We start from the raw sequence: 21746 nt of genomic DNA, 5'->3' as shown, positions 1-21746 counted from the left end.
CTTAGACCTTCGGGCGGGCGCGGACGTGCACCCGTTCGCCCTGGGGGCCGAACAGGTTGAGCACCTCGGCCGGCTCGGCGCCCGGATTGAGGATCAGGTGCGGGACCCGGGTGTCGAACTCGGCGGCCTCGCCCGGTGCCAGCTCCAGGTCGTGCTCGCCGAGCAGCAGCCGGATCCGGCCGCTCAGCACGTAGATCCACTCGTAGCCCTCGTGGGTCTGCTGGTCCGGTCCGCAGTCCGGCGGGGTGGGCGGGATGATCTGCTTGAAGGCCTGCACACCGCCCGGCCGCCGGGTCAGCGGGACGTAGGTGTGCCCGTTGCGCTCGATCGGCCGCTGCCGGACCCGCGGATCACCGGTCTCCGGCGCGTCCACCAGCTCGTCCAGGGTCACCTGGTACGCCTCGGCGAGCGGCAGCAGCAGTTCCAGGGTCGGTTTGCGGCTGCCGGACTCGAGCCGGGACAGCGTGCTCACCGAGATGCCGGTGGTCTGCGCGAGCTGGGTCAGCGTGATGTCCCGTTTCTGCCGCAGGGCGCGCAGCTGCGGGCCGACGGCGGCCAGGTCCTTTGCCATAACGGCAAAGATACTTGCCGTTGCGGCGGGCGCCGAGGCACGGTTCGCGGGACGGACGAGTCAGGAGGAACGGTGGAGCAGACGTACGACGTACTGGTGATCGGTGGCGGCGCGGCCGGCCTGAGCGGCGCGGTCACCCTGGCCCGGTCCCGCCGCACGGTCCTGGTGATCGACAGCGGCGAGCCGCGCAACGCCCCGGCCGGCCATGTGCACAACCTGCTCGGCCGGGAGGGCGTCGCGCCCGCCGAGCTGTACCGGGCCGGCCGGGCCGAGGTCGCCGGGTACGGCGGCGAGTTCCTGGACGGCACCGCCGAGCGGGCCGAGCGCGACGGCGACGGGTTCCTGGTCACCCTGGCCGGCGGCGAGCGGGTGCGCGGGCGCCGGCTGCTGGTCACCACCGGGCTGGCCGACGAGCTGCCGGAGATCCCGGGATTGGCCGCGCGGTGGGGGCGGGACGTGGCGCACTGCCCGTACTGCCACGGCTACGAGCTGCGGGACAAGCGGATCGGCGTGCTGGTCAGCAGCCCGCTCAGCCTGCACGGGGCGCAGCTCTGGCGGCAGCTCAGCGACGACGTGCTCTACCTGCTCAACGGCGGCCCGGCGCCGTCGCCGGAGCAGGCCGAGCAGCTCGCCGCGCGCCGGATCCCGGTGGTCGCCGAGGCGATCGAGGCGGTCGAGGTCGCCGGCGACCGGATCACCGGGGTACGCCTGGCCGGCGGCCGGGTGATCGAGCTGGAGGCGATCGCGGTGGCCCCGCGCTTCGTGGCCCGCTCGGCGTTCCTCGCCTCGCTCGGCCTGGAGCCCGCCCCGATGGAGATGAACGGGCACGTGATGGGCATGCGGATCCCGGCCGAGGAGTCCGGGGCCACCACGGTGCCCGGCGTCTGGGTGGCCGGCAACGTCACCAACCTGGGCGCCACCGTGGCGGTGGCCGCGGCGGCCGGGCAGACCGCCGGCGCGATGATCAACATGGACCTGATCGCCGCGGAGACCCGGGCCGCCGTCGACGACTACCGCCGGCAGCAGGAGACCATGCACGAGGCCGAGACCTGGGAGGAGCGGTACAGGGCGAAGCCGACGATCTGGAGCGGCAAGCCGAACGCCCAGCTGGTCGCCGAGGCCGCCGGGCTGCCCGCCGGCCGGGCCCTGGACGTCGGCTGCGGCGAGGGCGCCGACGCGGCCTGGCTGGCCGAGCGCGGCTGGCAGGTGACCGGCGTGGACATCTCCTCGGTCGCGCTGCTGCGGGCCGCCGGGCACGCCGCCGCGGCCGGGCTCGCCGACCGGATCACGTTCACCCAGGCCGACCTGCGCAAGGAGCCACCCGCGGAACGCTCCTACGACCTGGTCTCGGCACACTTCATGCATCTGCCCGGCGACGTCCGGCGGGAGCTGTACGCCAGGCTGGCGGCCGCCGTCGCGCCCGGCGGCACCCTGCTGATCGTCGGCCACCACCCGGACGACCTGGCCACCGCGGCCCGCCGGATGCACTTCCCGGACATGATGTTCAGCGCCGAGCAGGTCGCCGCCGACCTGGACCCGGACGAGTGGGAGATCGTCACCACCGCGAAGCGCCCGCGCCGCGCCGCTACCCCGGACGGGTCGGAGATAATCCTGCACGACGCGGTCCTGGTGGCCAGGCGCAAGCGCTGATCCGCAAGAGCGGCGGGTGTCTTTCGGACGAATCGCCAGCATCGCAACGGTTGCCTTGCTGCAATGGGCACATGCGGCCGGATGATGCAGAAGGACAGCCCGTCCCGCCGGGCGACGACGCCCGGGCGGCCCTCGCCGCCTGGCGGGACGGCCTCGCCGACCCGGGCGCCGCCGATCGGCTGATCGACCTGCCGCGGGCCGGCGCCGACCTGGTGGAGATCACCGGGCCGGCCGCGGACACCGTCACCGACCGGCTGCGCCGCGGCCGGGACTGGTCGTTCGGGCCGGGCACGGCCGATCGGCTGGAGACCGAGCTGCCCGCCGACACCCTTCAGACCCTGCTGCGGCACCTGCGCCGGCACGCCCACCAGGAGAGCCTTGACCGCGGCGAGGACACCCTGCACCTGGCCACCGGCCTGCTGCACTGGACCGACGCGGACGGCGCCGGGCACGCCAGCCCCCTGCTGCTCACCCCGGTCGAGCTGGTAGCCCTCGGCCCGGGCGAGGTGCCCCGGCTGCGCGCCGCCACCGGCGACCCGGTGCTCAACCCGGTCCTGGCGCGCCGGCTGGGCGAGCGCGGCGTGGTGCTCACCGACGACCTGGACGAGCTGCGCCGGCGGATCGCGGCCCACCAGGGCTGGCGGATCGCCGACGCGGTCGTGCTGGCCCGGTTCGACCTGGCCGCCGAGGCGATCCGGGCGGATCTCACCGAGCACGAGGACACGATCCTGGCGCACCCGGTGGTCCGGGCGCTCGCCGCCGAGGACGGCGATCTGCTGTTCACCCCGGGCGACGCCGGGCAGCTCGACGAGGACGAGCCGCCGCTGCTGCTGGACGCCGACGGCGACCAGCGCGCCTGCGTCGCCGCGGCGCTGGCCGGGCACAGTTTCGTGGTCGACGGCCCGCCCGGCACCGGCAAGTCGCAGACCGTCGCCAACATGATCGGGGCGCTCGCCCACGCCGGGAAGCGGGTCCTATTCGTCTCCGAGACCGCGTCCGCGCTCGACGTGGTGCAGCACCGGCTGGCCGCCGCCGGGCTCGGCAACTACCTGCTGGACCTGCACGGGCCGCGAGCCGGGCGCCGCCACGTCGCGGCGTCCCTGGCCGCCGCCCTGGAGGCGGTGCCGCTGCCGTCGCCCGGGATGGACGAGGTGGATCGGCACACGCTGCGGGAACGGCGGGCGGCGCTCACCGCGTACGCGGAAGCCGTCAATGAGCCGCGCGAACCGCTCGGATGCAGCGTGCACGAGATCATCGGCCGGTATGCGCGGCTTTCCGGCGTGCCGGAAAGCCCGGCGCCGGCGCTGCAACCGCTCGCCCTCACCGAGGCCACCCTGGACCGGATCCGGGCCGCGGCCGGCCGCCTGAGCCGGGCGTGGCGGCCGGCCACCGAGCGCAGCGGCTTCCGGTGGCGCGAGGTGATGGAGAAGGCGCCGCTCGGCGCGGCGCTGGAGGAGGCGCAGCTCACGCTGGACGCGCTGACCGAGGCCACGGATGCCTACACGCCACTGGCGACCGCGTTCCACGTGCGGCTGCCGGCCGACGCCGCCGAGCTGGCCGACCTGGTCGAGCACGCGGCGAGGCGGCCCGCCGCGGTCGCCGACTCCTGGCTCACCGCGGCCAGCCTGCGCCCGGTCCGGGAGGCCGCGGAGAGCCTGGCCGCGCTGCTCGCCGAGGTGCGCGCGGCCGAGGACCAGGCGCGCGCCCGCACCGGCCTGAGCCCCGCCAAGCTCGCCGAGCAGACCGTCGCCGAGCTGCCCGCACAGCCCGAGCTGGACCCGCCCGCGGTCGACCTGGCGCCGCTCACCGCGGCCGCCGCCAAGGTCCTGGCCGGGCGGTTCGCCGCGGACGCCGACGAGCTGGAGCACCAGCAGCGCAACCTGGACCGGATCACCGCGCGGCTCGGGCTGCCGGAGGTGGTCAGCTTCTCCGACGTCGAGCTGGTCACCGTGATCGCCGAGCTGGGCAACCGGCCGGACAAGCCGGAGCCGGCCTGGTTCGGGCCGGGCGCGCAGGCGAACGTGCACGCGGCCGCGGCCGCGCTGCGCCGGCACGTGGAGGCCGTCGCGGCGGCCCGGGCGCAGGCGCGGGAGTACTTCACCGAGGCGGTGCTGCACGAGCCGGTCGAGGATCTGGCCGAGCGGTTCGCCACCGTGCACCGGGGGATGCGCAGGTTCCTGTCCGGGCACCGCTGGGACAGGGAGACCGTCGCGGCACTCGCCGAGCCCGGGGTCAGCGTCGACGAGGCCGTCGCCCACCTGCCCCTGGCCGTCGCGTGGCGGCGCGCCAACGAGGGGCTGCTCGCCGCCGAGCGGCAGAACGCGCCGCTGCTGGGCCGATACTGGAAGCGGCTCGACACCGACTTCCTGGCGATCGGGCGGGCCCTGGAGACGGTCGGCGAGGTGCTGCGGGTGACGCCCCCCGAGGCCCTTCCCGGGATCAGCGAGTACGTCTGCAACCGGGGCGGCGACACCGAGCTGCTGCGGGCGGTGACCGAGGCGCGGGACGTGTTCCGGCACTGGCGGTCCACGCTCCAGGCGGCGCCCGAGGCGGCGGCCCGGCCCGAACTCGGGCACGGGACGCTGGCGGCGGCGATCGGATGGCTGCGGGCGCAGGTCGGGCCGCTGGGTGCGGTGGCCGAGGCGGTCGGGCAGCTCAGTGAGGTGGCCGGACGGGAGCTCGACATGGCGGCGGCGGCGGAGATCGCCGCCGTCCGGGAGCGGGTGGTCGCCGCGGCGCGGGCGCTGGCGGAGGCGGAACCCGGGTTCCAGGCCGTCCTCGGCTCCTCTCGCGACCTGCGCGGCATGGATCAGGCGCTGGACTGGGCGGCGCGGGCCCGGACGCTGCGCAGCGGCACCGACGCCGCGCTGACCGCGGAGCAGGCGGCGGCACTGCATGTCGAGAAGAACGCGGACATGAGGACGCTGATCGCGATGTGGCAGGAGGCCCGGCAGCGGATCATCGACGCCTTCGGCCCGGCCCGCCAGGTCCGCCTCGCCACCACCCTCGACCGCTTCGAGACCGCCCGTGACCTGCTGCGCGACCTCCGCGAGGACGAGACCGGCCAGCGCGAGTGGTTCGACTACCTGGCCGCCCGCGAGGTGCTCGCCGAGCACGGCCTGGACACCGTCGTCGACTACTGCGCCGACCACGGCCTCGACGTCGGCAAGCTGATCCCGGTGATCGAGCGGACCGTCTACAAGGCGTGGGCCGACGCGGTCGTCGCGGCCGACGAACGCCTGGAGCCGCTCGCCGCGCTGGAACGCAACGAGCTGGTCGAGGAGTTCCGCCGGCTCGACGCCGAGCTGGTGCAGGACGCGGCCGGCACGATCATCGAGGCGGTCAACGCGCGGCGTCCGGAGGTCACCGCCGACGGGGCGCCGGCGCTGATCCGGGCCGAGGGACTCAAGCAGGACGGGCATCTGCCGGTGCGGGAGCTGCTCGGGCGTACCTGGGAGACCGCTGCCGCCTTGAAGCCCTGCTTCGTGATGCCGCCCGCCGCGGTGAGCCGCTACCTCCCCGCCGACCAGCGCTTCGACGTGGTGATCATCGACGAGGCGTCCCGGGTCACCCCGGCCGCCGCGGTGGCCTGCGCGTACCGCGGCCGGTCGCTGATCGTGATCGGCGACGACTGCCAGTTGCCCCCGGCCGGTGGCCGCCCGTCCGTGCTGGTCGTCGCGAACGACTGCGCCGCCTTCACCCGGCTCGGCCTGACCGGCCACTACCGCAGCCGGCACGAGTCGCTGATCAGCTTCGCCAACCACACGTTCTACCAGGACCGGCTGGTCACCTTCCCGAGCGCGCACCCGGCCGGGCCGGACCTCGGGCTGGAGCTGCTGCCGGCGGTCGACGCGCCGGTCGAGGCCGCGCTGGTCGCCGAGCGGGTCGCGCACCACTTCACCACCCGGCCGACGCTGTCGCTCGGCGTGGTCACGCTGACCGCCGGGCAGGCCGACGCGGTCGCCGACGCGGTGGAGACCGTGCTCGGCGCGCGGCCCGACCTGGAACGCTTCCTCGCCGACGATCCACTGACCGGGTTCTTCGTGAAGCCGGCGGACGCGGCGCAGGGCGACGAGCGGGACGTGATCATCCTGTCCACCGGGCCGGACCTGGCCGCGGCGGGCGGGCCGACCGGGGGACGGCGGCTGGACGTGGCGATCACCCGGGCGCGGCAGCGGGTCGAGGTGGTGACCGCGATTCCGGAGTCGCGCCGGGAGGATGCGGCTGACGAGGGGGAGCGGCGGCTGGCGGCGTACCTGAATCATCTCGATCCTCATGCCGAAAAGCCGGACCTCTCGCCTCTGGCGGAGGCGGTGGCCGCCACCGTCGAAGGCTGGGGTTTCGAGGTCACCCGGCAGGTGGGCGCGGGTCGATACCGCGTCGAGATCGGGGTGCGGCACACCTCTTTGGACGCTTACGCCCTGGGCATCCAGTGCGACGGGCCGGCCTACGCCGAGATACCGGTCGCGAGCGACCGCGACCGGCTCCGCGAGCAGGTCCTGCACACCCTCGGCTGGCACCTGCACCGTGTCTGGTCGGTCGCCTGGCACCACGACCGCCCGGAGGAGGAGGCCCGGCTGCGCGCCGCCATCGAGAACGCCCTGGCCGTCCCGGACGTCTTCGCCGAGCCGGAGCTGGAGCTGGTCACCCGGCCCGCCCAGCGCCCCGAGTGGGCCCTGCCCTACCAGCGGGCCGAGCTGGAGCCGCTGCCGCCGTCCGCCCGGGTCAACGACCGGCTCGCCGGCGACCTGCTGATCCGGACCGTGGAGCGGATCGCCGAGGTGGAGGGCCCGGTGCACCTCGCCGTGCTGATCCGCCGGATCCGCGACGCGTGGGGGATCAGCCGGGTCACCCAGCCGATCCGGCAGGCCATCGAGGCCGCGCTGCGCGAGTCCCGGGCGATCTTCGACGGCACCTTCGTCACCGCCGCCGACGCGCCGATCCCGGCGGTCCGGGTGCCCGGCGACGGCGTCACCCGCAAGCCGGAGCAGGTCGCCGAGTCCGAACTCCAGCTGGCCCTGGAATACCTGGTCCTGGACGCCGGCCTGGTGGAGAGCGAGGACCTGCTCGCGGCCGCGGCCCGGTTGTTCGGCTGGACCGCGAACAAGGCCGGCGCCGCCCGGCTGGCCGCCATGCTCGACGACCTGGTCGCCGGCGAGCGCCTGATCGCCCACCGCAACGGCCTGATCGCCGCACCGGAGAACGATCTGCTCGACCTGCCGGACCCGGCGTCCCTGCCGCATCGCGGCGACACGGCCGAAAAAAATCTTTTGCGTACGCCCGAAGCCGCCCGGCAATCCGCCGACTGAATACCTCGGGCACACACGTTGGCAGATGGCGCACCACGTCAAAAGGCTGCTTGACCTACCCCGCCGCTGAGCCTATTCCTGAGGTTCGGCGGCGGTTCTCGCCGCTACCTCTGCGGTGTGAAAATCGAGGTGAGCCATGCCGAATGGATTCGCGCTGGCCTCCGGGGACGCTGATTTCGTATTCCGGGGAACCATCCAAGAACTGGGCGCCGCCACCCTGGCGTCGCTGCAACCGACCGGGGCGACCGCGATCGTCGCGGTCGCCGAGGTCTTCCACGCGCCGGAGGCGTTCACCGGCCTGGCCGGTGAGACGGTGACGGTGCGGCTCCGCGACGCGGGGCACGTCGCGGTCGGCGAGGTCGCGGACTTCGCCGCCGACGGCTGGCTGGTGGGCGAGAGCCTCGCCCTGGTCGAACGGGAACACCGGCCGCCGCAGGACGGTCCGGAGACGCTGGCGGATGAGGTGATGTCGGTGCGGCAGGACCAGTCCGGCGCCGAACTGCGCGACCGGTTCGTGGCGGCCGACCTGGTGGTCGCCGGGCGGGTGGCCGAGGTGCGCCCGCTGACCGGGGCGCGGCTTGCGCTCGCCGACAGCGTGGAGCGCCGTTCCGAGCACGAGCCGCAGGCCATGGAGGCGGTGCTCGACGTCAGCGAGGTGATCAAGGGGTCGCCGCCGGGGGACGAGGTGGTGGTGGTCTTCCCGGCCAGCGAGGACGTGGCGTACGTGTACACGCCGAAGTTCGAGACCGGCCAGGAAGGCGTCTTCCTGCTGCACTCACCGGACGCCGTGCCACGGCTGGCGGCGGCCGCCACCGAGGCGTTCACCGCGCCCACGATGCTCGACGTCCAGCTCGCCACCAGCAGCGCGGACCTGCGCGCCATCGTCGAGGAGTGATCGGCGTGATACGTGTCGTGAACATGATTCCCCGGGCGCTCAGCGGCGAGACCAATCAGGACAGCGAGCCCAATGTCACGGTCAATCCGGCTAATCCCCGGAATCTGGCCGCATCCGCATTCACGCCGAATCCTTTCGGCGGTGCGAACGCCCCGATCTACGTTTCCAGCGACGGCGGCCAGACGTGGTTGCTGAACGCGATTGTGCCCAGCCAGAACGGCGCCATGACGGCGGACATCACGCTCCGGTTCGCCACCATGAGCAACAACCTGTACGCCGGCATTCTGCGCCGGCCGAACATCGATCTCGCGATGCTGCGCACCGCCGATTTCCTCGGCGCGCAGACGATGACCGTGCTCACCTCCCGGGGCAGCGTCGACCAGCCCTACGTGGAGGCGCGCTCGGACGGCGCGCCCGGCGGCGACCACGTCTTCGTCGGCATCAACGACTTCAACGCGGCGAGCGGCCGGACCGCGACGATCGACGTCTCGTCCGCCGCGCAGACGCCGCCGCCGAGCGGCTTCAGCTCCATGCGCATCGAGGCGCGCACCCCGGTCGGCCAGGACGGACCGTCGATCCGGCCGACGTGGAACCGGGACGGCACCGTCTACGGCGCGTTCTTCCACTGGACCGGGGCGTCCGGCGGGCAGGTCGACATCGTGGTGGTCCGCGACGACAAGGGCGGCGCCGGCGGCTTCAACGACCTGAAGGATCCGAGCGACGGCCGGTCCGGGCGGTTCGTGGCGACCGGGGTGCGCATCCCGTTCGAGAACTTCAGCCACACCGACTTCGGTCAGGAGCGGCAGGGCTCGAACCTGACGGTCGTGGTCGACCCGGTGGACAGCAACCGGGTCTACGTGGCCTGGGCGGACAAGGCGACCACCACGTACACGCTGCACGTGCGGCGCTCGGTGGACCGCGGGGTGACCTGGTCGGGCGACATCCGTACCGTGCCGAACGCGACCAACCCGGCCCTCGCGATCAGCGCCAGCGGCGTGCTCGGCTTCCTCTACCAGGAGGTCACCGGCACCTCCGGCCCGCTGTCCGGGCAGCGCTGGGTGACCCACCTGCTGCGCACCCGCAACGACTTCGGCACCACCGACGACCGGGTCCTGGCGACCGTGCCGGCCGGCACCCCGGTCCGGCAGTTCCTGCCCTACAACGGCGACTACGTGCACCTGCTCGCCCTGGACACCTCGTTCCACGGGGTCTTCTCCGCGAACAACACGCCCGACCTGGCCAACTTCCCGCAGGGCGTGACCTATCAGCGCAACGCGGACTTCGCCGGGCACCGGCTGCTCGCGCTGAACAACACCACGCAGGTCAACGTCTCGATCGACCCGTTCTACGTCGCGGTCCTGCCCGAGGTGCTGCAACTGACCGCGACCACCAGCCGCGGCGGGCTGTGGCACACGATCCGGCAGGAGGACGGATCCTGGCAGCCGTTCTTCGGCGACGTGAAGGGCGTGGAGAGCAACGACCCCGGGCACTTCGTGGCCACCGCGTGCGCCGGCGCCCGCGGCGGCATGCACCTGGTCGGGCTGACCCACAACGGCGGCATGTGGCACACCATCCGGTTCGCCGACGGGTCCGGCTGGCAGCCGTCGTTCGGCGACGTGAAGGCCCAGGAGAGCAACGACCCCGGGCACTTCGGCGCGGTCGGCTGCGCGGCGGTGAGCGGCGAGCTGCACGTGGTCGGGCTGACCAACGACGGCAAGATGTGGCACACCATCCGGCACGCCGACGGCAGCTGGACTCCGGCGTTCGGGGACGTGAAGGGTCAGGAGAGCAACGATCCGGGCCACTTCACCGCGGTCGGCTGCGCCGGTGTCAACGGCGAGCTGCACGTGGTCGGGCTGACCGACGACGGCAAGATGTGGCACACCATCCGGCACGCGGACGGCAGCTGGCAGCCGTTCTTCGGTGACGTGAAGGGCGTGGAGAGCAACGATCCCGGCTACTTCACATCGGTCGGCTGCGCCGGGGTGAACGGTGAGCTGCACGTGGTCGCGCTGACCGGCGACGGCGGCATGTGGCACACCATCCGGCTGGCCGGCGGCACCGGCTGGCAGCCGTTCTTCGGCGACGTGAAGGGCGTGGAGAGCAACGATCCGGGTTACTTCACCGCGACCGGCTGCGCCGGCGTCAACGGCGAACTCCAGGTCCTCGGGCTCACCGAGGACGGCAAGATGTGGCACACCATCCGGCACGCGGACGGCTCCTGGGTGCCGTCCTTCGGCGATGTGAAGGCCCAGGAGAGCAACGACCCGGGACATTTCGTCTCGGTGGGTTGCGCCGGCGTGGACTGAGGGGGACATCCGATGAGAAAGAGTGCCACCTGGCGGTTCTGGATCGAGACCGGGCTCGCGGCGGTCAGCCTCCTCGCGCTGGTGCTGACGCTGGTCTGGGAGGACTGGATCGAACTGCTGACCGGGGTTGACCCGGACCATCACAGCGGGTCGCTGGAGATGCTGATCGCGCTCGGCTTCGCGGCCGTGACGATCGCGTTCGCTCTGCTCGCGCGCCGGGAACGGCAGCGGTTGCGGCGGCTTTCGACCGCCGGTTGACCCATTTTCGGTACGGCGCCAGGCCGCTTTGCCGCATTGCGGTCTGGCGCGGTTCAACGCGTTTACGGTACGGCGCCGGGTCGCTCCGGCTCGGACCGCGACGCGCCGCCGGGCGCGTCGCGGCCGGTCAGTCAGCCGGTGCACGCGGGCTCGCGCCGGGTGCGCGTGGGTCGCTCCTCTCCGCCAACGCCCGGACCAGGGCCGACGCCAGGAGGGCCACCGGTCGATCGGCGTCGTCGACCAGCGTGCGCAGCGTGTCCAGCGCGAGGGCGCCGGGCATCTCGGCGAGGGCCTGGGTCAGCCGCAGGCGGACGGCCGGGTCCGTGGCGGCGCCGAGTTCGGCGGTGAGCGAACCCATGATCCGGTCGGCCCGGGCCGGGTCCCCGGCGAGCGCGCCGAGCAGTTCGGCGGCCTCGACGTCGTTGGGGCCGCCGGCCACCATGCCGAGCAGCGTCGGCACGGCGGCGTCGACGCCCCGCGCGCCCAGGGCGAGCGCGGCCCGCTGGCGGATGACCGCGTCGGCGTCACCGAGGGTGTCGGTGAGCAGCGCGGTCGCCTCGTCCCCGGGCAGCTTGGCGAGGGCCAGCACGGCGCGCCGGCGCACGTCGACATCGGCCGACCGCGCGCCGGTGGCCAGGCCGGCCACCCCGTCCGGGCCGGCCCGGGCCAGGGCCCAGCTCAGCGCCCCGGCCACGTTCGGGTCGGCTTCCGTGAGCACCGCCCTGGCCAGCAGCTCGGCCGGGGCCGGCGCGTGCTCGGCCGGCGCCAGCACGGCCTGCTGCCGCCGCTCGGCGTGCGGGGATCCGAGCCCGTGCAGCAGGTCGACCAGGCGCGCGACGTCCTGCCAGCCGCCGGGATCGGCCGCGTCGACCGCCCGGAGCCGGTCGAGAAGCTCGTGCTCCCGGGCGAGCCGCTCCTCGGTCTTCCGGATCAGGTCGCCGACCAGCGCGGCCGGCGTGAACCCGGGATCGTCGAGCGCCCGGCCGATCTGCCGCAGCGACAGCCCCAGCGAGCGCAGCCCCTCCACGTGGAAGATCCGCCGCACGTCCTCGGGCGTATACTCCCGATAGTTGCCCACGGTCCGCCCGGTCGGGCGTACGAGCCCGAGCGAGTCGTAGTGGCGCAGCATCCGGGCACTCACCCCGGACCGCCGCGCCACCTCACCGATCAGCACGCAACCGTCTCCTCCCGGCCCAGCGTCTGCTGGCGCTCCGCTGTCCGCTCGTGCTTCGCTGTCCGCTCGTGCTTCGCTGTCCGCTCGTGCTTCGCTGTCCGCTCGCGCGCCGCTTTCTGCTCGTGGTCCGCTTTCTGCTCGTGGTCCGCTTTCTGCTCGTGGTCCGCTTTCTGCTCGTGGTCCGCTTTCTGCTCGTGGTCCGCTTTCTGATCGCGCTCCGCTTTCTGATCGCGCTCCGCGCCGTCGTTCTGGTCCGGGCCCAGCGCGACCACCCGGGTCGCCTCGTGGACGGCCAGGTCGAACCCGGCCTCCGGGTCGCGCAGCAGCCGCTCGGTGGCGCTCGCGTGCGCCCGCACCACCGGGTCCGCGCTGCTCATCGCCGCCCGCAGCACCGGCTCGACCACCTCGCCGAGCGCGACCAGCGACCGGCTCAAGCTCAGCCGCACCGCCCGGTCACCCCGGCCGAACTCGGTCGCCAGCTCCGCCGCCAGCTCCCGCTTCGCCTCCTCCGGCGCCAGCCCGGCAGCCGCACGCCACGCCGTCCGCGCGACCTCGTCGTCCGCGTCGTGCAGCAACTCCCGGGTGATCGCCGGCCACGCGCCACGATCGCCGATCTTGGACAGGGTGTGCAACGCCTGGCTCCGGGCCTGGGCGCTCGTGGACCGAAGCTCCGCGAGCAGCCGCGGCACCGTGACCTCGGCCGGCAGCCGGGTCAGCGCCCAGGTGAGCATGTCGCGCACGAAGAAGTCCGGCTCGACCGCGCACCGCGCCACCAGCACCTCGACCGTCCCGGGCTCGGCCCGGCTGCCGGCCGCCATGGCCGCGTTCAGCCGCGTCGACGAACTTGCCGAGGCCAGCGCCTCGATCACTCGCGTGTCCGGGTTCATCGGAACCACCTCCGACCACCAGTGAAGACCTTGTCACAGTGACAAGGTCAAGCGTGGTCGTACACCGTCGTGGCGATGTCCCGCTCACACAGCGCCGCCACGATCAGCGGTTCGATCCGCTCCCAGCGACCCCCGGCCAGCCCGCACCCGATCCGCGGCAGATGCACCGACGCGTCCAGTCGCGCCGCGTGCCCGGCGACCGTGCTCAGACAGTCGGCGACCGCGGGATACCGGATCGGCGGCCCACCGGACCCGTGCCGGGTCCCCCGCTGCGCGACCATGTTCGCCACCCAGACGTCCGGGCGCACCTGCACCAGCTGCGTGGCCCCGAGCCCGAAGTCGTTCCCGGCCCGCTCCCGGTGCCACTGCCGATAGGCCCGCTCCGGCTCCGGCCACCGCCGGGAGAGCGCCAGCACGAACCCCTTGCCCCACCCACCGAGGTCGTTGCACACATGCGCGACGATCTTCGGCCCCTTGGCCTGCGGACTCGTCGCGTCCCCTTTGATGATCCGCAGCGGCCGCACCCGGGCGATGCTGCCACCCGCGAAGACCCCCATCAATCGGTTTCCCCACGGACGAGCCGCCGGACGATCGCCGCCCGCGCCATCCGCAACCCCGCCGCCGCCAGCGCGAACCCGAGGACCGTCCGCCTCGGTCTGCCGGCCCGCGCGGCCCCCAGAACCGTCCGCCACGGTCCGCCGGCCCGCGCGGCCCCGAGGACCGTCCGCCACGGCCCGCCGGCCCGCCGGCCCGCGCGGCCCCGACCGGCCCACGATCCCGGTGCCGCCAGACCCGCGCGGCGGCTCGCTCACCGCCAGCCCGGCCTGGACCACTGTGTATGCCGTCGCGTGACACCACAACACGACGACCGCTCGCCCCCGCTCCTCGCCCGTGGCCGCCGCGAGCCGCGCCCTCACCTCCGCCCGCTGACCCCCCATCCATCTGCCGAGCGTCGCACCGCCGGCCACCGGACTACCGGCTGAGCCGCCGGGCCGCGGCCACGTAGCGATTCGTCGCGTAACGCTGGGCGAGCCTGGTCAGCGGCCCACCGGCCCGGGCCGGCAGCGAGGCGGGCCGGCTGAACGCGCGGATCCGGATCCAGACCGCCCCGTCGGCCGCCAGCTCCACCAGGAACGCCTCCTCGCCCCGCTCCGGATGCCCCGGCAGTGTCCCGTAGGCGAACCCGCGCCGGCGGTCCTCCACCACGGTGTAGACGACCCGGCAGGGAATGGTGAGGCGTACCGGCCCGAGTCCGGCTCGCAGCACCACGACGGCGCCGGGTGTGGCCCGCTCGGCGGAACTGATGGGCGCCAGCCCCGCCTCCCGGTGCATCCGCCAGTCGAACACTCCGGCGGCGGCGCGGTTGAAGGCCTCCCTGCCGTGCCCCACCACGACATCGCGCCGGACACGGTCGTAGCCGGCCGGTAGCGCGTCGTCGCGGGTGGCTCCGACCTGCTGATAGGTCAGCTCGGCGGTGGCCAGTTCGGTGAGACCTCGCACCAGCCCACGGTATCCGGCGAGCCGGACGCCGGAACCGGCTCGGCGCCCGGCTGCCGGTGCTCGTGGCGAGACCTCCGGGGCGACCGTGAGCGGCGGCCGGGCCGCGGGACGCGGTGCGGTCCGGGCCGGTCGCGGCCTCGCGCACTGTCCAGCCACGGGCTGCACGTCGTACAAGATGGGGGTTTGACGCCGAAGCGGCCTTAAGGTGGGGCATGCCGTTGGGTGCGCATCACGTCAGGACCTCGGTCGCGGTCGCCGACATCGGCCGGGCAGTCGCGTTCTACGAGGGGAGACTCGGGCTGCGCCCGCTCTGGACCGGCCCGAGCGCCACGATTCCCGACGGCGGCCGGGTCTACGAGTCCGGTGGCGGGCCGGCGCTCAACGTCTACCAGTCGGCGACCGCGGGGCAGACCGCGGCGACCCTGGCCACCTGGTATGTCGACGATCTCGACAGCGTCGTCGGCGAGCTCACCGAGGCCGGGGTCGAGTTCGCCCGTTACGAGGGCCTGGTGCACGACGCCAAGGGCATCACCCCGCGCGCCGGCGGCGGCCGGATCGCCTGGTTCCGCGACCCGGACGGCAACACGTTCGCCGTCGAAGCCGACCGTTAGCACGGGCGAAAGCCGCCCCGCTGAACTGCCTTGTTGACTTTCACCCTGGGTGAAGGTCGAGGCTTGGTCCCGTGAACGACCTACTGCCGATCAGCGCGTTCTCCCGGGCGACGCTGCTCTCGGCCAACACACTGCGGGCCTATCACGAGTCCGGCCTGCTGGAGCCGGCCGTGGTCGACCCGCGGACCGGATACCGGGGCTATCGGGCCGTCCAGCTCGGCGACGCCGCGCTGATCAAACAGTTGCGTGCCCTCGACGTGCCGCTGGCCGGCATCCGCGAGGTGCTCGCCGCGCGGGATCCGGCGGTGACCCGCCGGGTGCTGGCCGCGCACCGGGAGCGGATCGTCGCTCAGCGGCAGCGGCTGGAGACCATTCTGGACGTCACCGACGAGCTGCTGGCCGAGCCGTCCGCGGCCACCCCGGCCGCGGTCAGCGAGCGCACCCTGCCGGCGGTGCGCGCCTTCACGCTGACCGCCGAGGTCCGGGAGGACGACTTCGCCTCGTTCCTCGACGAGGCATACGCGCGGCTGCGCGCCCGGGTGCCCGCCACCTCGGCCCGGCTCGGCGCGCTGTTCCCGGCGGAGTTCCACGACGAGCCGATGCCGGCCACCGCGTTCGTGGTGGCCGAGCACGGCGACGAGGTGCTGGCCGGCGGCCGGTTCGCGGTCGCCGAGTTCGTCGGGCCTTATCACAGCATGGCCGCCGGATATCGCGCGCTCGGCGCCTGGCTGGCCGGCGGCGGCTTCGGCCTGGCCGGCCGCGTCCGGGAGTACTACCTGGTCGGACCGGGCGACGGCGTGCCCGAGGACGACTTCCGCACCGAGATCTGCTGGCCCGTTCAACCCCTGGAGGACTGAGATGATCACGCTTGCCAACATCACCTTCGACTGTGCGGACAGCGCGGCCCTGGCGTCCTTCTGGTCGCGGGTCCTGGACCGCCCGGTCGACCCCGGGGCCGGCGAGTTCTTCGCCACCATCGGCGCCGGCGGGCCCGCGCCGACCCTGATGTTCCTCAAGGTCGCCGAGCCGAAGTCGGCCAAGAACCGCTGCCACCTCGACCTGTCCGCCGACGACCGGGACGCCGAGGTGAAGCGGCTGCTCGACCTGGGTGCCACCGTCCAGTCGGAGCACGACGAGCACGGCCATCAGTGGGTCGTCCTGCAAGACCCGTCCGGCAATGAGTTCTGCGTCTCCTGATCGGGGGCGGTAACCGGGCATATGCGCCGGATGTCCCGGGTAAGGAGCCGCACACCTGACATCGAAGGAGATGAACTGATGCTCTTCGCCGCGGGCTTGATCACCTGGGTGCTGCTGGCCGGTCCGGTGACCCTGACCGGCCATCCCTGGCTCTGCCTGACGCTGGGTGTGCTGGCCGGCGCGGCCTCGCTGGTGGTGACGCACGGTCACGTGGTGCTGCGCCGGCGGCAGCGGGCCCTGGTGACCACCGTCGCCCCGCGGGACGAGCTCGCGGTCGCGCCGGTCGACGGGCGTACCGGGGCGGCGGTGGCCTTCGGAGCGGCCGGCCTGTTCCTGTTCAGCCTCGTGTTCGGCGGCTTCGCGATCGGTCTCGGCGTAGCCGCGCTGCGTCGCGGCACACCCGGCCGGTGGGGTCGCCCGCTGGCCCGGCTAGCGATCCTGCTCGGTGCCGCCGACCTGGTCGTGCTGGCCGCGCTGCTGCTGACCGGTACGGCCCTGCATCCCTAGCTCGCGGGTGACCACCTTGCCGGTGGCATTGCGCGGCAACTCGTCCAGGAAGATCACGTCGCGGGGGACACTGAACCGGGCCCGGTGCCGGCGGACGTGCTCGCGGACCGCCTCCGGGCCGAGGGTCTCGCCCTCGCGCAGGACCAGGTACGCCGCGAGCCGCTGCCCGTACTCGTGGTCCGGCACCCCGATCACCGTCACCTCCCGGATCTGTGGCAGGTCCGCGAGCAGCCCCTCCACCTCGGCCGGGTAGACGTTCTCGCCACCGGAGACGATCATGTCGTCCTCGCGGCCGTCGACGTAGACCCGGCCGTCGGCGTCCAGATGCCCGAGGTCGCCGGTGGCCAGCAGACCGTCGTGCATGGTGCGGGACGCGCCGTTCGTGTACCCCTCGAAGAGCATCTCGTTGCCGACGAACAGCCGCCCGACCTCCCCGGCGGGCACGGGTGCGCCGGTCTCGTCGAGCGCGGCAACGGTCGTACCGTAAGGGGGTTTGCCCGCGGTCGCGGGGTTGATCCTGAGGTCTTCCGGGGTGGCGATGGAGGCCCAGGACGCCTCGGTGGAGCCGTAGAGGTTGTAGAGCACGTCGCCGAACCGGTCCATGAACCGGGTGGCCAGCCCTCCCGGCAGCGCCGAGCCGCTCACCGCGACCACCGACAGCGCCGGTTTCCCGGCCGGCTCCGGCAGTTCCATGAGCTGCTGAATCATCACCGGGACCGCGATCATCCCGGTGCAGGAGTGCTGGATCAGGTCGTCGAGGATCGCGGCCGGCTCGAACCTGCGGCGCAGCACGATGGTCGCCCGCAGCGCCAGGGCGATCTGGAGACCGGCGAAGCCCCAGGTGTGGAAGAGCGGCGCGGCGATCATGACGCGCTGCTCCGCGCGCAACGGGATCCGGTCGATCACTGAGCAGAGCGGGCGGAACCCGCCCGGCGTCGGGCGGCGGGCGCCTTTCGGCACGCCGGTGGTGCCGGAGGTCAGCACGATGGTGCGCCCGGGGCGCTCCGGCGGCTGACTCCCGCCCTCGGGCGCCCCGGCGATCAGCTCCTCGAACCGCTCCTCGGTGATCTTCTCGACCCCGTCGACGAGCGCCACCTTCGGCCCGAACTCGTCGTCGAGGATCAGCGCGCGCAGCCCCTGGTCCTTGGCCACGGTGACCAGCTGGTGCGGCGAGAGGCCGGTGTTCATCAGGACCGGGTCGGCGCCCAGCGTGGTGGCGCCGATCATGGCCTCGATCATCCGCGCCGAGTTGCGGCAGAGCAGACCGATCCGGTCGCCCGGGCCCGCGGGCAGGCTGCGGGCGAGCCGTTCCGCGCGGTCCAGCAGTTTCGCGTACGACACACTGCGCTGATCGTCGATGACCGCGATCCGGTGCGGACTGCGAGCCGCGGCCTGCCGTAGCTCGCCGGCGAGCCCGAACCCCCACCGGCCCAGCGCCGCGAACTGCCGCACGATCCGGACCGGGTTGCCCGGGTGCAGCAGCCCGCGCCGCAGCATGGTGCCACCGACGAAGAGCGCGTCCATGTCAGCGGATCTGCATTCCGGAGATCGCTCGGGAGATCACCAGGCGCTGGATCTCCGAGGTGCCCTCGAAGATCGTGTAGATCTTGGCGTCCCGGAACATCCGCTCCACCGGGTGCTCGCGCAGGTAGCCGGCGCCGCCGAGGATCTGCACCGCCTTCTCGGTGACCGCGACGGCCACCTCGCCGGCCTTCAGCTTCGACATCGAGCCCTCGCCCGCGGTGAACGGCTTGTCGTTGCGGCCCATCCAGGCGGCCCGCCAGACCAGCAGGCGCGCGGCGTCGATCTCCATCTTCATGTCCGCCAGGGCGAACGCGATCGCCTGGTTCTCGATGATCGGCCGGCCGAAGGCGACGCGGTGCTTCGCGTACTCCAGCGCGTACTCGTACGCGGCGCGGGCGATGCCGAGCGCCTGGGCGCCGACTGCGGGGCGGGACAGCTCGAACGTCCGCATGGCGGCGTTCTTGTTCTTGGGAGCGGCGCTGCGGGCTCGCGCGAGGCGCTCGTCGAGGGCGTCCTTGCCGCCGAGCAGACAGCTGCCCGGGAGCCGGACCTCGTCCAGGAAGACGTCGGCGGTGTGCGAGGCGCGCAGGCCGAGCTTCTTCAGCTTCTTCGTGCCGACCAGCCCGTTCGTGCCGGGCGGGACGATGAACGCGGCCTGCCCGCGGGAGCCGAGCTCCGGGTCGACGCTGGCGGTCACCACGTGCACGTTGGCGATGCCGCCGTTGGTGGCGTAAGCCTTCTGCCCGGTGAGCACCCACTCGTCGGTGGCCTCGTGGTAGACCGCCCGGGTCTTCATCGAGGCGACGTCCGACCCCGCCTCCGGCTCGGTCGAGCAGAACGCGGCCACCTTCGGCTCGTCGGCGTCACCGAAGCACTGCGGCACCCACTCGACCAGCTGCTCCGGCGTGCCCGACCCGTAGATCGCGGCGACCGCGAGCGAGGTGCCGGAGATCGCCATCCCGATCCCGCCGTCGCCCCAGAACAGCTCCTCGTTGGCGATCGGCAGCGACAGCCCGGTGTTGTCGGCCCAGGTGTTGATCAGAAACTCGAAACCGTAGAGCCCGATTTTCGCCGCCTCCTGGAGCACCGGCCAGGGCGTCTCCTCGCGCTCGTCCCACTCGGCCGCGGCGGGCCGGATGACCTGCTCCGCGAAGCCGTGGATCCAGTCACGCAGATCCGATTGTTCCTCGTTGAGATCGAGCCAGAACTCCACCACAGGACCCTTCGACCGCATCCAGTTAACTCGCCGGTAACCCTACGGGCCGCGTAACGGAACTCACAACCCCCTGAGGTTTCTCATTGGTCCGGCACCGCTTTCCCCCACCCCATTTTGTACGACCCGGAGCACCGCGGCCGGTCCGTGCGCGAGGCCGACCGCCGCGCCGCCGGAGTGCCATGCCGTAGCATGCGTCCGCCAAGTGGATCAGGTAAATCCATCACTGCCCGCGTGCGTTCCGAAGGAAGTGTTCGTGTCCGAGACCTCGTGCCGCGTCTGTCACCGGGCGCCCGCCGCGAAAGTCAGCTTCCACGGGCACGAGGGCCTGCTGGTGCTGATGCGCTTCCGCCGGATCGACGGCCCGTTCTGCAAGCAGTGTGGGCTGGCCGCCTACCGCGACATCAGCGCGCACACGCTGCTGCGCGGCTGGTGGGGGATGCTGTCGATGATCATCACGCCAGGTGTGCTGGTGCTGAACACGGTGCGCCGGGCCCGGGTCGCGCTGCTGCCGGACTCCGAGCGGCCCGCCAACGACCGCACCCTCGACCCGGGCAAGCCCCTGCTGGACCGCTCCGCCGCCTACGGCCTGCTGGTGCCCGCCCTGCTGATCATCTACATCGCGTTCAGCAGCGCCCACTCCTGAGGGTGCTTGCCCCGGCCGGGCAGGATGGCCCGGTGATCGGAATTCAGGCCTGCCGCCGTGCCGTTCCGCTGGCCGCCGTCGTGCTGCTGGCCGGCTGCGCGCCCCAGCCCATCGGCACGGCCGACGGCGACGCGACGACGCCCTCCCCGCCGCCGCCCTCCGCGTCGGCCGGAACGCCGTCCGGAGCGCCGTCGCCCAGCACCGCGCCGACCTGCCCGCCCGAGGGGGTTCGCCTGGAGCAGGGTGGCGGCGACGCCGCGGCCGGCCTGCGCGTCCTCAGCATCACGCTGGTCAACTGCGGCACCGAGACCTACCGCCTGAAGGGTTACCCGGCCGTCCAGGCGCTCGACGAGGACCGGGCGCCCCTTGACGTGCGGGTCCTCAACGGGGTCACCGAGATCCTCGGCACCATGCCGTGGGACGGCCCGCCGCAACCGGTGACACTGCGCCCCGGCCGGCGCGCCGGCTTCGCGCTGGCCTGGCGCAGCACCTACGACGACATCTCGAAACCACCGGCCAACGGGAAGTACCTGCGGATCGCGCCCCTCGCCGGCCGCCCGGCACAGACCCTCGAGCCGGACGGGCCCCTCGATTTCGGCAGCACCGGCCGCTTCGCGGTCAGCGCCTGGCAGCCGTCCGCCGACCCCACCGAGGCCCCGGCTAAGCGGTGATCGCGCCGGTCAGGTGCGGCCGCTTGCCGTGCACGCCGAACTCCCAGCCACCGTCCGCCGGCGACGAGGTGAAACGGACCGTGGACGGCAGCAGGATCGGCTGCTTGAAGGCGACCTCGACCGTGTACGCCGCCGGCAACCGGCCCTCGAGCGCGGCCAGGCACCGGGCCTTGGTCCACATGCCGTGCGCGATCTGCCGCGGGAAGCCGAACAGTTTCGCCCCGACCCGGGAGGTGTGGATCGGGTTCCGGTCCCCGGAGACGGCGGCGTAGTCCGTGCCCGTGCGAGCGGTCAGTCGCCAGACCGCGCCACCGGAGGGGACGGGATCGGGGTGCTCCGAACGCGACCCGGCCGACTCCTTGCGCAGATAGGTCGACACGCCCCGCCACACCTCCTCGCCGTCCACCGAGGCCGTCGCCACCACGTCGAACTGCCGCCCCCGCGGATGCTCCCGCAGATCGACCGCCCGCACCGCCAGATCCAACCGGCTGCCCGCGTCGATCGCCCGCCGCACGGTGATCCGGTTCGACACGTGCACCAGCCCGATCATCGGCAGCGGGAAGTCGCCGGCCGACATCAGCCGCATGGCCAGCGGAAACGCCAAGACATGCGGATAGGTCCCGGGGAGCGCATCGGTCAGCCGCAGCCCGCACACCCGGTCGTACCGAGCCAGGTGCGCCCGGTCCACCGTGACCCCACGATGGACCAGCTCGACGTCCGGCAGGGCGCCGCCGCGCCGCATCCCGGGCAGCATCCCGAGGGCGGCCTTGGCATAGGCCGCCCCGGTGCCCGGCCCCTCGCTCAGCTCGACGACCGCCACCACC

The 21746-nt window shown here is 73.3% G+C and carries 18 protein-coding genes and 1 pseudogene; 11 read left to right on the top strand and 8 right to left on the bottom strand.

What is annotated here, in order from left to right; translation table 11 throughout:
- Position 1 precedes the first annotated feature (1 nt).
- Positions 2-571: a helix-turn-helix domain-containing protein gene (locus tag Aiant_RS06685; RefSeq protein WP_189335087.1), complete on the bottom strand. Its 570-nt coding sequence runs from the start codon at positions 569-571 to the stop codon at positions 2-4.
- A gap of 72 nt (positions 572-643) precedes the next feature.
- Between Aiant_RS06685 and Aiant_RS06680 the strand changes: the two genes are divergently transcribed.
- From Aiant_RS06680 to Aiant_RS06660, 5 genes are all read left to right on the top strand, one after another.
- Positions 644-2221 carry a methyltransferase domain-containing protein gene (locus Aiant_RS06680; RefSeq protein WP_189335088.1) on the top strand — a complete coding sequence of 526 codons (1578 nt, stop codon included), beginning with the start codon at positions 644-646 and terminating at the stop codon, positions 2219-2221.
- Between the two features lie 71 nt (positions 2222-2292).
- Positions 2293-7530: a DUF3320 domain-containing protein gene (locus Aiant_RS06675; RefSeq protein ID WP_189335089.1), complete on the top strand. Its 5238-nt coding sequence runs from the start codon at positions 2293-2295 to the stop codon at positions 7528-7530.
- Positions 7531-7666: 136 nt separating this feature from the next.
- Entirely contained in the window at positions 7667-8425 is a 759-nt protein-coding gene (locus tag Aiant_RS06670; protein WP_189335090.1) for a hypothetical protein, read from the top strand.
- 224 nt (positions 8426-8649) lie between these two features.
- Positions 8650-10734 (top strand): hypothetical protein, encoded by a 2085-nt coding sequence (locus Aiant_RS06665; protein ID WP_189335091.1) that lies wholly within the window; start codon positions 8650-8652, stop codon positions 10732-10734.
- A gap of 12 nt (positions 10735-10746) precedes the next feature.
- A complete protein-coding gene (locus Aiant_RS06660) occupies positions 10747-10992 on the top strand; it encodes an ABC transporter permease (protein WP_189335092.1) in 246 nt (81 codons plus the stop codon).
- Between the two features lie 127 nt (positions 10993-11119).
- On the opposite strand, the gene Aiant_RS06655 is transcribed toward Aiant_RS06660, so the two are convergent.
- From Aiant_RS06655 to Aiant_RS06640, 4 genes and pseudogenes are all read right to left on the bottom strand, one after another.
- Positions 11120-12166: a MerR family transcriptional regulator gene (locus Aiant_RS06655; protein ID WP_189335093.1), complete on the bottom strand. Its 1047-nt coding sequence runs from the start codon at positions 12164-12166 to the stop codon at positions 11120-11122.
- A 269-nt stretch (positions 12167-12435) separates the two neighbouring features.
- Positions 12436-13053 (bottom strand): annotated as a pseudogene (locus Aiant_RS06650) (HEAT repeat domain-containing protein); the annotation flags it as partial.
- A gap of 47 nt (positions 13054-13100) precedes the next feature.
- Complete coding sequence (locus tag Aiant_RS06645; protein WP_189335094.1) at positions 13101-13610, bottom strand: macro domain-containing protein; 510 nt, start codon at positions 13608-13610, stop codon at positions 13101-13103.
- Between the two features lie 415 nt (positions 13611-14025).
- A complete protein-coding gene (locus Aiant_RS06640) occupies positions 14026-14553 on the bottom strand; it encodes a DUF1990 domain-containing protein (protein ID WP_229831143.1) in 528 nt (175 codons plus the stop codon).
- 212 nt (positions 14554-14765) lie between these two features.
- Between Aiant_RS06640 and Aiant_RS06635 the strand changes: the two genes are divergently transcribed.
- The 4 genes from Aiant_RS06635 to Aiant_RS06620 all read left to right on the top strand — a co-directional run bounded on the left by Aiant_RS06635 (position 14766) and on the right by Aiant_RS06620 (position 16868).
- Positions 14766-15164, top strand: coding sequence for a VOC family protein (locus tag Aiant_RS06635; RefSeq protein WP_189335095.1), 399 nt, complete (start codon positions 14766-14768; stop codon positions 15162-15164).
- Positions 15165-15235: 71 nt separating this feature from the next.
- On the top strand, positions 15236-16021 hold the full coding sequence (locus Aiant_RS06630) for a MerR family transcriptional regulator (protein ID WP_189335096.1): 786 nt from the start codon (positions 15236-15238) through the stop codon (positions 16019-16021).
- 1 nt (position 16022) lies between these two features.
- The gene (locus tag Aiant_RS06625) at positions 16023-16361 is read left to right on the top strand and encodes a VOC family protein (protein ID WP_189335097.1); all 339 of its coding nucleotides are present in this window, start codon (positions 16023-16025) and stop codon (positions 16359-16361) included.
- A 78-nt stretch (positions 16362-16439) separates the two neighbouring features.
- Positions 16440-16868 carry a hypothetical protein gene (locus tag Aiant_RS06620; RefSeq protein WP_189335217.1) on the top strand — a complete coding sequence of 143 codons (429 nt, stop codon included), beginning with the start codon at positions 16440-16442 and terminating at the stop codon, positions 16866-16868.
- Here the strand turns inward: Aiant_RS06620 and Aiant_RS06615 are convergent.
- Together Aiant_RS06615 and Aiant_RS06610 are read right to left on the bottom strand one after the other, a co-directional pair.
- On the bottom strand, positions 16791-18392 hold the full coding sequence (locus Aiant_RS06615; RefSeq protein WP_189335098.1) for an AMP-binding protein: 1602 nt from the start codon (positions 18390-18392) through the stop codon (positions 16791-16793). The two genes, Aiant_RS06620 and Aiant_RS06615, sit on opposite strands and share 78 nt — an antisense overlap.
- A gap of 1 nt (position 18393) precedes the next feature.
- Positions 18394-19608: an acyl-CoA dehydrogenase family protein gene (locus tag Aiant_RS06610; RefSeq protein ID WP_189335099.1), complete on the bottom strand. Its 1215-nt coding sequence runs from the start codon at positions 19606-19608 to the stop codon at positions 18394-18396.
- Between the two features lie 253 nt (positions 19609-19861).
- Between Aiant_RS06610 and Aiant_RS06605 the strand changes: the two genes are divergently transcribed.
- Both Aiant_RS06605 and Aiant_RS06600 read left to right on the top strand, forming a co-directional pair.
- Entirely contained in the window at positions 19862-20251 is a 390-nt protein-coding gene (locus Aiant_RS06605) for a hypothetical protein (RefSeq protein ID WP_189335100.1), read from the top strand.
- A 32-nt stretch (positions 20252-20283) separates the two neighbouring features.
- On the top strand, positions 20284-20922 hold the full coding sequence (locus Aiant_RS06600) for a DUF4232 domain-containing protein (RefSeq protein ID WP_189335101.1): 639 nt from the start codon (positions 20284-20286) through the stop codon (positions 20920-20922).
- Here the strand turns inward: Aiant_RS06600 and Aiant_RS06595 are convergent.
- The gene (locus tag Aiant_RS06595) at positions 20912-21745 is read right to left on the bottom strand and encodes a MaoC family dehydratase (RefSeq protein WP_189335102.1); all 834 of its coding nucleotides are present in this window, start codon (positions 21743-21745) and stop codon (positions 20912-20914) included. The genes Aiant_RS06600 and Aiant_RS06595 overlap by 11 nt on opposite strands.
- Position 21746 lies beyond the last annotated feature (1 nt).

This window comes from Actinoplanes ianthinogenes, assembly GCF_018324205.1.
Taxonomy (GTDB): domain Bacteria; phylum Actinomycetota; class Actinomycetes; order Mycobacteriales; family Micromonosporaceae; genus Actinoplanes; species Actinoplanes ianthinogenes.
This window is presented reverse-complemented; position numbering and strand designations above follow the sequence as displayed.

Excerpts from the sequence above, each read along its gene's own strand:
- Aiant_RS06685 (WP_189335087.1), bottom strand. The coding sequence starts at position 571 with ATGGCAAAGGACCTGGCCGCCGTCGGCCCGCAGCTGCGCGCCCTGCGG.
- Aiant_RS06675 (WP_189335089.1), top strand. The coding sequence starts at position 2,293 with ATGCGGCCGGATGATGCAGAAGGACAGCCCGTCCCGCCGGGCGACGAC.
- Aiant_RS06670 (WP_189335090.1), top strand. The coding sequence starts at position 7,667 with ATGCCGAATGGATTCGCGCTGGCCTCCGGGGACGCTGATTTCGTATTC.
- Aiant_RS06665 (WP_189335091.1), top strand. The coding sequence starts at position 8,650 with ATGACGGCGGACATCACGCTCCGGTTCGCCACCATGAGCAACAACCTG.
- Aiant_RS06660 (WP_189335092.1), top strand. The coding sequence starts at position 10,747 with ATGAGAAAGAGTGCCACCTGGCGGTTCTGGATCGAGACCGGGCTCGCG.
- Aiant_RS06645 (WP_189335094.1), bottom strand. The coding sequence starts at position 13,610 with ATGGGGGTCTTCGCGGGTGGCAGCATCGCCCGGGTGCGGCCGCTGCGG.
- Aiant_RS06635 (WP_189335095.1), top strand. The coding sequence starts at position 14,766 with ATGCCGTTGGGTGCGCATCACGTCAGGACCTCGGTCGCGGTCGCCGAC.
- Aiant_RS06625 (WP_189335097.1), top strand. The coding sequence starts at position 16,023 with ATGATCACGCTTGCCAACATCACCTTCGACTGTGCGGACAGCGCGGCC.
- Aiant_RS06620 (WP_189335217.1), top strand. The coding sequence starts at position 16,440 with ATGCTCTTCGCCGCGGGCTTGATCACCTGGGTGCTGCTGGCCGGTCCG.
- Aiant_RS06615 (WP_189335098.1), bottom strand. The coding sequence starts at position 18,392 with ATGGACGCGCTCTTCGTCGGTGGCACCATGCTGCGGCGCGGGCTGCTG.